The organism is Pleomorphochaeta naphthae (assembly GCF_055396005.1).
Window position 1 is genome coordinate 2,181,579 of the sequence record NZ_AP042457.1, and the last position, 12,653, is coordinate 2,194,231.

Below are 12,653 nucleotides of genomic sequence, written 5' to 3' on the forward strand. Positions count from 1 at the left end.
CTAGGCCCAAGTAAAATTTATCGGTTAACGAATTTTAGAAGCAATTTGTGCTACAAATTCTTCTGGAGTAGCTTTACCTGAAGCCATCTTAGCTAAAGCTTGACCGAATTCAGCCATAACATCAGTTGCAAAATTAAATTGGAAATGTGTTTGGATAAATGAAGCATTGCTTATAGCTTCATTAAATTGAGTTTGTAACCTATTTCCTGTTACGCCAGGAGTTTTTACAGCTAGCATTGCACCAGAGGCTTGAGAAACACGAGCTGCATTTTCTGGTGTAGTCATCCATTTTAAGAAGGCTAGAACAGCTTCTTTTTTTGCTGGGTCACTAGTATTTGCAGCAACTAAATTTGATTGTGGGAAACCAACTTGTCCATTGGAATATTTGTCACCAGGGCCTGGTCCTATTTGGGTAGCTGCAAATACTTCTGGAGCTTCACTTTCGACACGACCAATATACCAAGGACCATTTATGAACATTGCTGTTTGTCCAGCTAAATAATGTCCACCGGCAACACCAGCATCTCCACCAATAGCATCAACTGTTGTATTTCCATCTTGATACATCTCATTGAGAATTTCAGCTGCTTCAACAAATACAGGATCTGTTGCAAAATCTCTTTCCCAAACATTTGGTCCACCAATAGCATTTAAAATATGACAATACCATAACATTGAAGTCCAAGCATTAGTTCCACCTGTCATCTGTGATGTTGGAACATAACCAGCAGCTTTAATTTTTTCACAGGCATCCCAGAACTCATCAAAAGTTTTTGGAATTTCTGTAACACCAGCTTCTTCCATAATATCCATGTTATACCAAATTGGAGTATATCCCATTTCATAAGGCAAGGATTTTGTTTTACCATTTATAGTTGCAGATTCAATAGATCCATCAACAAAATTATCACTCCAGTCTCCTTTTAATTCGTCGGTGAAATCCATTAATACATCACTATCATAGAACATGAATGAAGTTTGGTCAGGATTGAATGAAAATACATCTGGGGCTGAACCAGAACCTAACATTGTGTTTATTTTTGATCGATAAGCATCTGCATCAGGATTTTCTTCAATAATAACTTTAATTTTACCAACATTTGCTTCATTAAATTCATCAACTAACTCTTTAATAGGTGCTGCTTTTGTATCTGCCCCAACCCAAATTGTTGAAAATCTTATTTCTACTTCTTTAGAACTAGAGCTCTCTGTTTGTCCTCCTGCAAAGACAAAAGAAGGAACTAATAACAATAGTGCTAATAAAACAACTAGTTTTTTTCTCTAATCAATAATTTTAATTTACACTCAAAACAATAGTTAATTATTTATAGTACAAGCAAATATTAATTATAATTATTTATATTAATTAGAATACTCTATAATTTTTACCTTACATGTGATAAAAAAAAGCCTAAAGAACTTAATAGGATTATACTTAACAAAAATTAACTATATTTTATGCAGTGCAATAATTAATTCTGTTATTTACAATCTAAAAGTTTTTAGGCTTTTTTCTTTATTTTGAAAAAGTTTCTAATTAATTTTTGTATGTTTCAATTAATTCAATGACTTTTTCTTTAATTAAATTAGAACATTCTCTATAATCTTCAATAGGACCACCAGATGGATCATCTAACCCCCAATCAGTTTTGACTTTACAAGGTACAAAAGGACATTGCACATTACAGCCCATTGTAATTAAAATATCCACACTAGATGGAATTTCATTTAATAATTTAGGATAATGTGAAGACATATCTATCCCTTCTTCTTCCATAACTTTTACGGCAAGGGGTTTAACTTCGGGGTACTTTTCTGTGCCAGCTGAATAAACATCGAAAATATCTCCACCTAATTTCTTAGTCCAAGCCTCTGCCATTTGAGACCTACATGAATTGTGTACACATACAAATGCTACTTTTTTCTTCATAATCTTCCTTAAAATATTAGAATTAACTTCTAAAACATCTAGGGTGAAATATCAATTAAATTTAAATGATAAACTATATTTTATTAATACATTTCTCTATGAATTCTCTTTTCATCGAAACGATTAACAAACTTAATTAAATCAGGAGTTTTAGGATAGCCTAAAGCTATTAATGAAAATGGCTCAACTTTTTTAGTATCAATATTTAAAGTCTCAATTAAAAATTTACTTCTATCCTCTTTAGAATAAACCCCCATCCAAGTTGATCCAATTCCATGACTTACAGCTTCCAACATCAGATTTTGAGTACAAGCACCTAAATCTTGTTGAACAAAACTAGGAGCTTTTAAATCTTTCTTTGCTAAAACTACTATCATAAAAGCTGCATCTTTTGAAAATTTAGCATAAGGGCTAATCTTTGAAAGTTCTTCAATTTTATTTTTATCTTCTACAACGATGAATTCCCATGGTTGTTGATTCATTGCTGATGGGGGCTTGCATACCAGCTTTCAAAATCTCAATTATTGTAGATTCATCTACTTTTTTATCAGAAAATTGTCTTACACTTCTTCTAATCTCTATTTCTTTCATAATACACCTTCTACTTATAATAATTGTTCGATTTCTTTTGGACTCAAAACTTTACCACTTGAAACAACTTTTTCATCAATAACAAGAGCTGGAGTACTCATAACTCCATATGAAACAATAGTTTTCATATCGGTTACATGAGTAATTTCATCATCTCTATTTAAATTTTTTACTGCTATACTAGCATTCTTTTCTAGTGTCATACATTTTGGACACCCTGAACCTAAAACCTTAATTCTTGCATTAGGATTTGTTTCTTTAATTTCTTTTTCCACTTTAATTTTTTTTCTAAATAAAGCCATTTTTTTCTCCCTATCTATGGCAACAACAATTTGTCTTTTCTTGGGTTAATTTATTAAATATATTTTTTATTTTTTTAAAATACTCTTGATTAATACAGTAATAATGAGATCTTCCTGATACCCTTTCTAAAATTAAAGAAGCTTCTTTCAATAACTTCATATCATAAGAAAGAGTTGGCTGAGTAACATCAAATTTTTTTTGAAGCTCACAGGCACTTAATTCTCCACATGATAAGAGATCAAGAATTTCTAACCTTTTATCATTTGATAAAATTTTAAATACCTCACTTAGTTCTTTATAATTCATAGAATCTCCATACATAGATAACCTTCTATGTATTTTTATATCAAAACATAGAAGATTGTCAATGTATTTTTAATTTATTTTATATTTTAAGGAAGTTTCTTCCCAGCGCTTAAATATAATTCATACCATTCTTCACGAGTTAAAGTTATACTTGTAGCTTTTGCAATACGACTTAACCTCTTATAATTAGTTGTTCCTGCTATAACTTGTATCTTTGTTGGGATTCTTAATAACCATGCTACTACAATAGCCTCTGGCTTTACACTGTACTTTTCGGCTAAGCGATTAATAACCTTATTCAATTTTATATATTTATCACTATTTAAGAAAATTCCTTCAAAGAAACCATATTGAAAAGGTGACCAAGCTTGGAGTGTAATATCATTTAATATACTATACTCTAACATCCCCCCATCTCTATCAACAGAAGCTTCGTTATCCATATTTACATTTATTGAACTATCTATCATATGACAGTTTGTTATGCTCATTTGCATTTGATTTACAACAAACTTGTTATCACAAAACTTATTTAATAAATTTAATTGATGAGTATTTTGATTACTAACACCAAAGGCCTTCACTTTATTTGTTTCAATTAAAGTATTTATAATTTCTGCTACTTCTTCTCCTTCCATTAAGGGATCAGGACGATGTAATAAAAAGAAATCTAAATAATCTGTGTTTAACCTTTTCAAACTTGCATCAATTGATTTCAATATATGGTCTTTAGAAAAATCATAACAAATTCCTGGGCGAATTGAAGCTTTTGATTGAATTATCAAAGACTCTCTTTCTATTTTTAAAGCTTTTACCGTTTTTGCAAACTTAGCTTCACTTTCACCTCTTCCATAGATATCTGCATGATCGAAGAAATTAATACCATTTTCTAAAGCTGTCATTAATAATGTTTCAATAGCTTTATCATCCTTATCATGAATACGCATACATCCTAAGATAATGTTTGGAACATCATTTTTGTAAGTCCTTATTTTCATAAGTTACCTCCGTTTTATTTATATACTTAAAAATTTTGCATCACTTTTTAGATATTCTGTTAAAGGCTGACCCATATATTTCACATCCACACCTAAGTCTTCTAATAAAGTTGTGGCTCCAAATTTATCAGCACAAAATTTACAGGCTTCTACTACTATATTATTTTTAATCATATTTTTTACTATATCTTGAATTTCCTTATTTTCAAAAATATATTTTGTTGAAGCACCCCATATAACAACATGAACTTCATCCCACCAATTTTTAGTTAAAGCATTATTAGTATAAGGAACTAAAAGAGAGGTAATTGTAGCTTCACTATCTGTGGTCCATAAAATATTTAATCTTGACATTTATTTATCCTTTAAATCTTATTTATTATATAGTATCATAATTCTTGCTTAAAAATCAGATATACACTCATTTTTCAAAGAAATCTAATTAATTAGACAAAATGATTTATCTTGAAATAAATTAGCTTTTATTTATATCATGTAGCAAAAATGTACTTATAGACACTTTTCTAAGAGTACTCTCTCCATTATTTTTAATAGGAACTAAAATGTTGAACAACAAAAAATTATACAAAAACATTCCCAACAATTATATTTTTATTTTTCTTTCAAATCTAAATTTAACACATGGGCTTTGGATGATTTATTTAGCTGCAAAAGGAATGAGCTTAGTTGAATTAGGTTTATTAGAAGGTATCTTCCACATTACCTCATTTCTGATGGAAGTTCCAACTGGCTTAATTGCAGATTTATATGGTAGAAAAACTAGTAGAACGCTTGGAAGAATATTAGCAATTTTTAGCATAGCCCTTTTATTTTATGCAAATAGTTTTTTATTTTTTGCTCTTTCTTTTATTTTGATAGCCCTTTCTTATAATCTAGAATCTGGTGCAGGAGAAGCTTTAATTTATGATTCTTTGAAAGAATTAAAAATAGAAAAAGATTATATGAAAATATGTGGAAGACAAGAGATAGCTTTTCAGCTAGGTCAAATTATTGCATTTTTGCTTGGCGGATATTTAGCTACTATCAGTTATGACTATGTTTTTTACTTAACCCTTATTTTCATATTTGTAACTATAATTCAATCTTTTATATTCAGAGAGCCAAATTATGAAAAAGAAGATATATCTAATAAAAGTATAAAACAAGTACTAGTTACCCAAGTAACTCAAAGTACCTCAGTGCTTAAAAATAATAGAAAGATAGGATTTTTTATTATATTTACACAAGTTATTCTAGTTTTTGGAACTAGTCTATTTTTCTATCTTCAGAACTTTTGGATAGCTAATGGACATACTGAACTATTTATAGGTGCTATTTTTTCTATTTCAGCAATTTTCGAAGGTTTATCAGGAGCCTTAACCTATAAATTAGAGAAAATAATAAAAGAAAAAGGGATCTTAATAATCATGCCTTTTGTAGCCGCTATCTGTATTTGGTTTATTGCTGTATCAAAATATTCTTTTATTTTTTATATTCTTCTAGCTGGTGTTGAAAATTTCATATATGTTGCTATGAGTGATTATATTAATAAACTAATTCCTAGCAAAAATAGGGCAACAATATTATCATTTGCAAGTATGGTATTTAGCTTTTTCATGATTTTTATATTCCCATTGATTGGAAAGCTAGGTGATATTTATTCACTAAAATTATCTTTTATAGTTACAGCAATAATTGCTACTATATTTGCTCTAGCCAATTTAATCTTTATTACAAAAATTAAAAAAGAAAATAATTCAAACTAATATAGACAATTTCTGTTTTCCATGAACAATTTCCATTGTTCATATATATCAAGTAATTCTTTATCGAAATATGTTAAAGCACTATACTCTAATTCTTCAGGAACTAAATAATATGCTTGAGCAATAGATCCTGTAATAGCTGCTATTGTATCGCTATCACCTCCTAGTGAAATTGCAATTCTAATAGCATCTTCAAAAGATGTAGATTCTAAAAAAGCAACTATAGCTTGTGGTACACTTTTTTGACAGGTAGCACTAAATTCATAATTATCTCTAATTTCATCTATTGTAAAATTTAAATTATAATATTTATCTTCTATTTTTTTCTTGATTTCATTTTTATGTAAACCACAGCGAGCTAAGAAAATTGAAACTGCTGTAGCCTCTGCTCCCTTATAGCCTTCTTCATGATTGTGAGTTACTCCAGTTACACATTTTGATAACATATATATATCATCTATTGTTCTTGCAAAATAACCTACTGGACTAATTCTCATAGCAGCTCCATTGCCAAAACTATTATAAGGTTTTGAAACGGATTGATGTAACCATCGTCTAAACATTGTTCCATAACCACTGTGTGGATATTTATTACCAAATTCCTTTAAATATTTAATAGTCATATTTTCAAGAATTTTACAATACTCATCATTTTTAAATTGTGAGGCTAAAGTATATCTTACAACTTTTTCACTTTCCATTATCGCTTTAGCAACAGATAAGGTCAAAATACTATCATCAGTTAATCGACACTCATTTGTAAATAGCTCAAAATCTTTCGATTTATGGTTATTAAACTCAAATCTTGATCCAACAATGTCTCCTATTATTGCACCTATCATGATTAATCCTCCAAGATAATTTAATTCTAAACCTGAAAACTCCATAACACAACATATAAATCAGGTAAAGATAGTATTTATTAAAAAAGAATTTTAGGTGATTAAACAAAACCTATTTATATCACTTGCAACTTACCACATAAGTTACGTTATAATAATGTTTATTTATATATAAAAAATAATAAAATAGTAACTTAAAAACATGGATTCATATTTCTCTATAAAAGTCTTGACATAAGATACATTCTTAAATTATATTGTTAGAGAAATAACACAATAGATAGAAGAGGATTAAAATGAAGAAAATATTAACAATTTTATTTATTTTAACAGTGGCTCTAGGATCACTTTCAGCAAAAACAGCTCAGATAGAGTTAATTACAAATGTTGACTCAGTTAACCCTGAATATGTTTTAAAATATGCTGGAAATGAAATTTCAGGAACTGTCGACAACCCTTATGTAATTAACATACAAAGATCCTTATCTGATCGTGGAGAAACAAACGATTTCGAAATTTATTTAAACAAAAGCAACATGCCTTATGATTTGGCTGTTGAAATCTCAATCGACGCTACCGAATTTACAACAACAGTTAATAATAAACAAGTAAGTTCTGGTATTACTCCTTCCGTACAAACAATAAACGATAAAGTAGCAACTATTAAAGCTGGATTAGTAATTAACAAATTACTATATAAATTTAAGCTTTCTTGGATAGGTAAAAGTGACTTAACAGCCGGAACTTATACAAGTGATGTAACTATAAATTATACAGTCAATTAATAATACCTTTCAAACTCATTAACTAAACTTAATTACTTGATGCCTCAAAAGTAAATTGTAAAACTTTCAAATTCACTTTTGAGGTATTATTTTCTTAATATAAACATCACACTTTTCCATCTAATTATTATAGTAATTGTTTCAAAACTCTTAGTGTCTTAAACTTTTAGTAAAAACGTAAGTCCAATATTTGCTTATACCACAAATAAATATTTACAGATTCCCCACTTTTAACTTAAAAATAAAAACACTCCAAAACAAAAAAGTGGATAATTTAAAATTTATTTTACGAATAATAAGGGTTAAGTGAGAGAAAATTGATTCTTTTTTAGCCAATATTATTCAATTTTGTATACTTTTACTATAAGTTACAATTTATTTTTACTATTTAATTGCTTACAATATAATAAGTTAATATTTTTATTACAAATTTGTCTAATTATTTTTTATATTAGTGTTGACATAAGTTACAATATAACTTATAGTTAAATCATCTTAAAGGAAATTAAGAAAACAAAAAAACTATTTATTTAAAGGATAAAAACAAATTATGAAAAAAATATTATCAATCTTAGCATTATCATTAATCGCAATCACTTCTATGAGCGCTAAATCAGCTCAAGTACAATTAAACACTTCAATTGAAGAAACTGAAGTTTCTTATGATTTATATTATAACAACAATATCATTAACGAAGGTGATACAAAACAAATTGAAGTTGATCCATTAACAGAAGATGGTAAAACTGATTTCTTTACTATTAAAGCTTCTAGTAATAAAAATAGTGACTTAGCTGTTAAAGTATCTGTAACTCCTGAAACTTTTAAAACAACTATCAACGGTTCAACTGTTTTAGATTCAAACATTTTACCACAAGTTAATACTAAAGTTTCATTAAGCTCTATATCAGCTGGTTTACACAAAGATCTTACAGTAAACTCTTTTAACTTAAGCTGGAGTGGTGATGAAAGTCTAACAGCTGGTGATTATACAAGTGATATTAAAGTTGAATATAGCATTCAATAATAGAAAAACACAACTAAAGTGATAAATAAAATAAAAACCTCCTAAAAATACAGAGCAACTTAATAGTTGCTCTTTTTTTTTATCTTATTAAAAAAATTAATCCACTCCTAAAATTTATAGAAATGGATTAATTATAATACAAAATTGAAAATAACTTATCTCAAAAGAAATTTGCTATTATTCATATACTTTACATGAATAATACTTAAAGATGGTTATTTAAAACAATACTGAAAGTATTAAAATTTATGTTTTTTTATGTTTTTGAAAAAACCAAATGATGTTTTGCAAAAGTATACATTAAAGAAAAAAACTCAAACGAAGTAACAACAGCATTAATAATAAAAATGGCACGTAATCCAAATATATTTAAATAGTTTAAATATAGAGTACTATCAAATACCATAGCAAAAACTAACGCAATATTCAAAACTTTAGTTATTAAAGATAATATATCTAGGAATTTAGAGTTTTCTACAACCAATTCTACTACATTCGCTAAAATTTCTAACACTAAAATAAAGGCGATATAAACTAAATACTGTTTAAAAACAACTGGATTTATATAATGACCCAAATTTAAGCCTGTTTTGTCTACCAAAGATTCTAAATAAGAAATTATTGATGGCATTTTTTGAATTAAAGCAATAAATATCACACTACAAAATATCTCTACATAGAGTGAAACCTTTGATTTTTTATCTTCCTCAAGTTTTATGTTATCTAAATCTGCGATAGACCAAGGTTCATTTAAGCTTGCATCAAACTCAGCACTAAACCTAGTTATCAACATAAAAGTTAAAGTTAAAGCTCCTATGCCACCAAATGAAGCACTCAAAATATTACTTAACAATTTTAAAAAGCTTTTTAAGACATTTATAGGAGTAAGGGTCTGAGTCAACAAATCAATAATAAAAATTACAGAAAAGGACACAGCCATGGCAAATATAATAATTTTTATGATCATAAAAAATAGATTTGTATATTTACCATCAATAACAACATTTTTATTTTTATAACGAGAGGCAACTTCAGATGGAGATCCAAACTCCATAATAACTTTCTTAACATTATCAACAGTAGGGTTTTCACCATAAGAAGCTTCAATTTCATCTAGTAATAGAGATTTTAACTCAAGTTTTATTTCTTCTCTTACGTCTATAGGCAACTTTAATCCTATAGCATATATATACTTTTCAATTAACTGCATGTTAACTCCTTATAGTTTTCACAACATCTTTTCAATGTTGGAATTCATTTCTTTCCACTCTTTTATCAATTCATCTAAAACAGCTTTACCTACCTCACTTAGTTGATAATATTTTCTAGCTCTATTTTCACTCGTATTCCAAAAACTAATTAACAACCCTTGCTTATCAAGTCTTCTTAATAATGGATAAAGCGTATTTTTATCAATTTTCATGCCACTATCTTGTAGAGCTTGAACAAGTGAATATCCGTAAATTGGCTCTTTTGTTTTTAATAAAACACTTAATACTAAGGTGCCACGTTTTAATTCTCCAAATAAATTATCTAAAATACCATCTATATTATCCACAGCTATACCTCATAGTCACACAATAGTGTATATAACACACTATTGTCAAGATTATAGCAAAAAAAAATCTTAATGCTATTAAACATTAAGATTAAACCTTGATATTTTTATATTATGAAATTATTTTAAAACCTTCTTTTTCTAAAACTTCAATTGTTTTAGAAAGCGATAAATCTTTTACCAAAATATAATCTGTATCATATGTAGAAATTGCAAAAACACTAATACTATTTAAAGCTAGTATAGAAGTAATTTTAGATAAAATTCCTACTAATGAAAAATCTAAAGGTCCAAGAACTTTTAATATTCTCCAACCTTTCTCACTCGTTACATTTTCACTAACATATCTTTCTTTACATACTATTGATAATTCATCATCTGTTTTAGTAATACTTACAAAATCTTCTATAGGACACCATTGTGGCAATTTATCATTTGCAGACAATCTAGAAACGGCATATTTTTCATCAATTAATTTAAATGTAAGGTTATTTTTATTCACTCATCAATCCTTTTTATAATTTTAATAATGAGTATATTCAATTTTAGTCATTTATTGGAACAATAATTTTTCTATTCTTGTAACAATTTTCTTCTAATTTTTATAAAATTCAAAATCTACTTTCATTTCATCTTCTACAATAAAGCTATGCAAAGCTTAAAAATTAAAAACCATCTCTGTTATAATAAAATAGTACCAAGAAATTAAAAATCTTGATATTTTAAAAGCCTGAATATAGCGCTGATATTATATTTATTCTATCTATCTTAGTTCTTCTCTAGTTTTCAAAATAATTAACATCTTTTTCCTTTTAGTAAATATCAGATAGTCTATCTAGATCCTAGTTAGTATTTATAAAAATTTATTAATATAGGTAAGAAATATTAATAAAAAAGTTAGATTTATATATATCTAATATTCTTACACAATAAATTAGATTTAAAAAAAGAGGTTCAATCCCTTTTCTAATTAAAATTATATATTAATTAGCTGAAGGGATTTTCCAATTAAAAAAAATCTCCCCCCCTGTGAAATTAACTAATATATACAAAACATATCTTAATTATTATTTATATCATATTTGAATAGATACAATAATTCTCCACTAATCAATATTAAACTAGTGGAGACTCATTGCTTTAGTTTTTGAATTGTTTACGATTTTAACTGCTTTTTTTAACCCTATGACCTTCTTCCCATAATTCATCAGCAACAGGTGCCCATTTTTTAGCAACTTCTTGTGTTTTATTAGTTAAGTCTACAACATCTTCTCTATCTACTGGTTGAGTTGAAGTAGCTCCAGAATTTTGTACCATTTCTTTAAGTTTGTCTGGATTATCTAAAAGTGGACAAGGTCGTAATAAGTTTTCATTAAATGGTTGATTTTTTTTATACTCTCTAAATAATGGTTGTTGCAAAGCTTCAAGTAAAGTTTCATTGTGTATGTTAGCCGATGAATAATGTATAAAGGCACAAGGTTCTACATCACCATTAGCATTTATATGAAGATATCTTCTTCCTCCAGCAATACATCCATTTACATAAGAACCATCATTCCAGAAATCCATTGTAAAAATAGGTTTTGTATCTCTATATTCTCTAACTTTTTCAAACATATGTTTTCTCTGTTCTGGAGTTGCTATTAAATCTTCAACCGCATCCTTTCCAAGAGGAATATAAGTAAAGTACCAACCAAATAGACAACCTTTTTCAATCATAAAATCAATGTATTCTTCACTAGAAATAACTTCTTCATTTAATTTATGATAGCAAGTTGAAAAACCAAAAGGAACACCATACTTTTTAAGTAAATCCATGGATTTTATTACTTTTTTGTAAGTTCCCTTACCTCTTCTCATATCAGTTTCTTTTTCATAACCTTCTATACTAATTGCAAAAGTAACATTTCCAACTTCTTGTAATTTCTTCGCATACTCTTCATCAAAAAGCGTACCATTTGTAAAAGCTAAGAATATACAATCATTATGTTTTTGCGCCAATTTAATGATATCATCCCGCCTAATCATTGGCTCTCCACCTGAGTATAAATATGCATATGTACCTAAAGCTTTACCTTGATTTATTATACTATCTAAAGTATCAAAATCTAAAGAATCAGTTTTTTCATATTCGGCGGCCCAACAACCCTTACATTTTAAATTACAAGCAGAAGTAGGATCCATTAATATTGCCCAGGGAATATTACATTTATATTTATCTCTACTTTCTTGTAGAATTTTAGAGCCTTTAATTCCGGTACTATAAGAGAGGTTCATTAAAAAAGTATTTCTAATATTAGGATTTAATTCTGTTAATAATTTTTCAATAAAAACATGCCAAGTACTATTTTCATCATTCCAATAATTTCTAATTTTCTCATATTGTTTTCTAGTCCCAGGTTGCATTGGAACTTTTCCAGCTAATTTAACTAACTTAGGAAGATTTTGAATAGGATCTTTTTCTAAATACTTAAAACCACGATTAAGTATTTGTTTAGTTAATAACATTTTTGTTGTTTTCATCTTGTTCTCCTCTATTTTTTCTAT

The 12,653-nt window shown here is 27.8% G+C and carries 16 protein-coding genes; 3 read left to right on the plus strand and 13 right to left on the minus strand.

Annotated features, from left to right (window positions below; all coding sequences use genetic code 11):
- Positions 1-24: 24 nt before the first annotated feature.
- From ACZ5SO_RS09965 to ACZ5SO_RS10000, 8 genes are all read right to left on the minus strand, one after another.
- Positions 25-1,251: an ABC transporter substrate-binding protein gene (locus ACZ5SO_RS09965; protein ID WP_464624347.1), complete on the minus strand. Its 1,227-nt coding sequence runs from the start codon at positions 1,249-1,251 to the stop codon at positions 25-27.
- Positions 1,252-1,537: 286 nt separating this feature from the next.
- Positions 1,538-1,930 (minus strand): arsenate reductase ArsC, encoded by a 393-nt coding sequence (locus ACZ5SO_RS09970; protein WP_464624348.1) that lies wholly within the window; start codon positions 1,928-1,930, stop codon positions 1,538-1,540.
- A gap of 83 nt (positions 1,931-2,013) precedes the next feature.
- Positions 2,014-2,412: a nitroreductase family protein gene (locus ACZ5SO_RS09975; protein ID WP_464624349.1), complete on the minus strand. Its 399-nt coding sequence runs from the start codon at positions 2,410-2,412 to the stop codon at positions 2,014-2,016.
- Entirely contained in the window at positions 2,372-2,521 is a 150-nt protein-coding gene (locus ACZ5SO_RS09980) for a nitroreductase family protein (protein ID WP_464624350.1), read from the minus strand. The genes ACZ5SO_RS09975 and ACZ5SO_RS09980 overlap by 41 nt, the downstream gene beginning before the upstream one ends.
- A 14-nt stretch (positions 2,522-2,535) precedes the next feature.
- On the minus strand, positions 2,536-2,823 hold the full coding sequence (locus ACZ5SO_RS09985; protein WP_464624352.1) for a thioredoxin family protein: 288 nt from the start codon (positions 2,821-2,823) through the stop codon (positions 2,536-2,538).
- Between the two features lie 10 nt (positions 2,824-2,833).
- Positions 2,834-3,130: an ArsR/SmtB family transcription factor gene (locus tag ACZ5SO_RS09990; RefSeq protein ID WP_464624353.1), complete on the minus strand. Its 297-nt coding sequence runs from the start codon at positions 3,128-3,130 to the stop codon at positions 2,834-2,836.
- 86 nt (positions 3,131-3,216) lie between these two features.
- Positions 3,217-4,128 (minus strand): aldo/keto reductase, encoded by a 912-nt coding sequence (locus ACZ5SO_RS09995; protein ID WP_464624354.1) that lies wholly within the window; start codon positions 4,126-4,128, stop codon positions 3,217-3,219.
- Positions 4,129-4,146: 18 nt separating this feature from the next.
- Entirely contained in the window at positions 4,147-4,482 is a 336-nt protein-coding gene (locus ACZ5SO_RS10000) for a DsrE family protein (RefSeq protein ID WP_464624356.1), read from the minus strand.
- A 209-nt stretch (positions 4,483-4,691) separates the two neighbouring features.
- Between ACZ5SO_RS10000 and ACZ5SO_RS10005 the strand changes: the two genes are divergently transcribed.
- Complete coding sequence (locus ACZ5SO_RS10005) at positions 4,692-5,894, plus strand: MFS transporter (protein WP_464624357.1); 1,203 nt, start codon at positions 4,692-4,694, stop codon at positions 5,892-5,894.
- Here the strand turns inward: ACZ5SO_RS10005 and ACZ5SO_RS10010 are convergent.
- Positions 5,891-6,736 (minus strand): ADP-ribosylglycohydrolase family protein, encoded by an 846-nt coding sequence (locus ACZ5SO_RS10010; RefSeq protein WP_464624359.1) that lies wholly within the window; start codon positions 6,734-6,736, stop codon positions 5,891-5,893. The two genes, ACZ5SO_RS10005 and ACZ5SO_RS10010, sit on opposite strands and share 4 nt — an antisense overlap.
- A 296-nt stretch (positions 6,737-7,032) precedes the next feature.
- On the opposite strand from ACZ5SO_RS10010, the gene ACZ5SO_RS10015 reads away from it, so the two are divergent.
- Both ACZ5SO_RS10015 and ACZ5SO_RS10020 read left to right on the plus strand, forming a co-directional pair.
- Positions 7,033-7,521, plus strand: coding sequence for a hypothetical protein (locus ACZ5SO_RS10015; RefSeq protein ID WP_464624361.1), 489 nt, complete (start codon positions 7,033-7,035; stop codon positions 7,519-7,521).
- A gap of 550 nt (positions 7,522-8,071) precedes the next feature.
- The gene (locus ACZ5SO_RS10020; RefSeq protein WP_464624362.1) at positions 8,072-8,548 is read left to right on the plus strand and encodes a hypothetical protein; all 477 of its coding nucleotides are present in this window, start codon (positions 8,072-8,074) and stop codon (positions 8,546-8,548) included.
- A gap of 256 nt (positions 8,549-8,804) precedes the next feature.
- Here the strand turns inward: ACZ5SO_RS10020 and ACZ5SO_RS10025 are convergent, their stop codons facing one another.
- The 4 genes from ACZ5SO_RS10025 to ACZ5SO_RS10040 form a co-directional block, all read right to left on the minus strand.
- On the minus strand, positions 8,805-9,758 hold the full coding sequence (locus ACZ5SO_RS10025; RefSeq protein WP_464624364.1) for a hypothetical protein: 954 nt from the start codon (positions 9,756-9,758) through the stop codon (positions 8,805-8,807).
- Between the two features lie 18 nt (positions 9,759-9,776).
- The gene (locus ACZ5SO_RS10030; RefSeq protein ID WP_464624366.1) at positions 9,777-10,106 is read right to left on the minus strand and encodes a PadR family transcriptional regulator; all 330 of its coding nucleotides are present in this window, start codon (positions 10,104-10,106) and stop codon (positions 9,777-9,779) included.
- Between the two features lie 112 nt (positions 10,107-10,218).
- A complete protein-coding gene (locus ACZ5SO_RS10035; RefSeq protein WP_464624367.1) occupies positions 10,219-10,608 on the minus strand; it encodes an ACT domain-containing protein in 390 nt (129 codons plus the stop codon).
- 662 nt (positions 10,609-11,270) lie between these two features.
- Positions 11,271-12,629 (minus strand): radical SAM/SPASM domain-containing protein, encoded by a 1,359-nt coding sequence (locus ACZ5SO_RS10040; protein ID WP_464624368.1) that lies wholly within the window; start codon positions 12,627-12,629, stop codon positions 11,271-11,273.
- Between the last annotated feature and the right edge of the window lie 24 nt (positions 12,630-12,653).

What these genes read in the sequence shown, in the direction of transcription:
- ACZ5SO_RS09980 (WP_464624350.1), bottom strand. Translation starts at nt 2,521, where the DNA reads ATGAAAGAAATAGAGATTAGAAGAAGTGTAAGACAATTTTCTGATAAA.
- ACZ5SO_RS10005 (WP_464624357.1), top strand. Translation starts at nt 4,692, where the DNA reads ATGTTGAACAACAAAAAATTATACAAAAACATTCCCAACAATTATATT.
- ACZ5SO_RS10025 (WP_464624364.1), bottom strand. Translation starts at nt 9,758, where the DNA reads ATGCAGTTAATTGAAAAGTATATATATGCTATAGGATTAAAGTTGCCT.
- ACZ5SO_RS10040 (WP_464624368.1), bottom strand. Translation starts at nt 12,629, where the DNA reads ATGAAAACAACAAAAATGTTATTAACTAAACAAATACTTAATCGTGGT.
- ACZ5SO_RS10020 (WP_464624362.1), top strand. Translation starts at nt 8,072, where the DNA reads ATGAAAAAAATATTATCAATCTTAGCATTATCATTAATCGCAATCACT.
- ACZ5SO_RS09970 (WP_464624348.1), bottom strand. Translation starts at nt 1,930, where the DNA reads ATGAAGAAAAAAGTAGCATTTGTATGTGTACACAATTCATGTAGGTCT.
- ACZ5SO_RS09995 (WP_464624354.1), bottom strand. Translation starts at nt 4,128, where the DNA reads ATGAAAATAAGGACTTACAAAAATGATGTTCCAAACATTATCTTAGGA.
- ACZ5SO_RS10010 (WP_464624359.1), bottom strand. Translation starts at nt 6,736, where the DNA reads ATGATAGGTGCAATAATAGGAGACATTGTTGGATCAAGATTTGAGTTT.
- ACZ5SO_RS09975 (WP_464624349.1), bottom strand. Translation starts at nt 2,412, where the DNA reads ATGAATCAACAACCATGGGAATTCATCGTTGTAGAAGATAAAAATAAA.
- ACZ5SO_RS09985 (WP_464624352.1), bottom strand. Translation starts at nt 2,823, where the DNA reads ATGGCTTTATTTAGAAAAAAAATTAAAGTGGAAAAAGAAATTAAAGAA.
- ACZ5SO_RS09990 (WP_464624353.1), bottom strand. Translation starts at nt 3,130, where the DNA reads ATGAATTATAAAGAACTAAGTGAGGTATTTAAAATTTTATCAAATGAT.
- ACZ5SO_RS10000 (WP_464624356.1), bottom strand. Translation starts at nt 4,482, where the DNA reads ATGTCAAGATTAAATATTTTATGGACCACAGATAGTGAAGCTACAATT.
- ACZ5SO_RS10015 (WP_464624361.1), top strand. Translation starts at nt 7,033, where the DNA reads ATGAAGAAAATATTAACAATTTTATTTATTTTAACAGTGGCTCTAGGA.